Annotated in this window: 1 protein-coding gene; it reads left to right on the top strand. The window is 55.1% G+C overall.

From position 1 onward, the window contains the following. Nucleotides 1-134: 134 nt before the first annotated feature. Nucleotides 135-842 (top strand): MBL fold metallo-hydrolase (locus tag AC630_RS41925; protein WP_245330669.1); only part of this gene is annotated, 708 nt, incomplete at its 3' end.

Below are 842 nucleotides of genomic sequence, written 5' to 3'. Positions count from 1 at the left end.
CCTTCAAATGGACCAAGTCCGCAGACCAGATCTTGGCTTCCGTCAAACGCTTCTGTCACAAAGCTCAGCAGACATTATGTGGCGAACTTTAGATTCACGTGACTAGCTGTCCAAGGCAGAAAGCGGCAACAGAAATGAGGAAGATCATGCTCCGCAAGTCAGGACAGTGTTTCATTGGTGCCCTTGCCGTCTTCGCGCCTTCTGCGTGCGCGCAGACATCCCATCCAACGAAGCATGCCGGTCTCGGCAAGCCGGTCAGCTCGTCGGCCATGGAGGCCTTGATTGATAAGCCGGGGCCGATTGAGGTTAAGACCGTTGCCAGCGCGGATTGGGTCGCCGATCTATCGGGGCTGATCAATCTGAAAGATCCGAAAGCCGTCGAGGCTGGGCTCAAGGATCACGAGGAGCCGATCCAGATCTACACCCATGTCGTGAGGCATCCGACCGAGGGATTTTACATGGTCGATACTGGTGTTTCGAAGCGATTCGTCGAGGACCCCAAGAGCCTCGGTGTTGGATGGGTCGTGCGGAACTTCGCGAAGCTCGACAAGATGCAGGTCCGGCAAGACCCCTTGTCCGTCATCAAGTCAGAAGCAACTCCTCTTAAAGGGGGGCTCATGACCCATCTTCATCTCGATCATATCTCCGGGATGGCAGACATCCCGAGAGATGTGTCGTTTTACACGGGGCCTGGAGAAGCCGAGAAGAAGAAGTTCGAAAACTTCTTCGTCGAGGGGATGGAGGACGCCTTCTTTGAGGGCAGGCCCGCCATTCAGGAATTTCAGTTCACCAAGGACCCGGATGGGAAATTCGAAGGGGTTATCGATGTCTTCGGTGACGGT

The sequence above is a fragment of the Bradyrhizobium sp. AS23.2 genome, from assembly GCF_001908185.1.
Lineage (GTDB): Bacteria > Pseudomonadota > Alphaproteobacteria > Rhizobiales > Xanthobacteraceae > Bradyrhizobium.
The sequence above is the reverse complement of the archived record's forward strand: the minus strand, read 5'-3'. Positions and strand labels throughout refer to the sequence as shown.